Source organism: Thermus sp. (assembly GCF_040290245.1).
Taxonomy (GTDB): Bacteria; Deinococcota; Deinococci; order Deinococcales; family Thermaceae; genus Thermus_A.
Genome location: NZ_PSMQ01000111.1, coordinates 2,246 through 2,539, shown reverse-complemented (window position 1 = coordinate 2,539; position 294 = coordinate 2,246). Strand labels below are relative to the sequence as shown.

Here is a 294-nt window from a genome sequence, read left to right as displayed (position 1 = left end):
AGGTCCTCGCTGATGGGGGTGCCCAGGCCATACCGGACCGCTCCCGCCAAAGAGATAAGGCCAAGCCCCAGGAACAAAGCGAGCCTAAACATCAAACACCTCCCCGTCACACCCACCCGCAGGCCCCTGGGCAGACCCCGGAAGAGGCCGATCGCCATTGACCACGCGGCCGTCCTTTAAAACCCGCCAGGCCTGGATGGCATTGTAGTGGTAACGGTTGTTCCGGCTCCATTTCCTAAAAAACTCCTCCCGGGTGGGCTGGGTGTGGCCCGCCTCGTCCCAGGCCCGGCTCCA

At 63.6% G+C, this 294-nt stretch carries 1 pseudogene; it reads right to left on the bottom strand.

Going from position 1 to position 294, the window contains the following annotated elements:
* Window positions 1-84: 84 nt before the first annotated feature.
* Window positions 85-294 (bottom strand): annotated as a pseudogene (locus C4301_RS09805) (sulfite dehydrogenase); the annotation flags it as partial.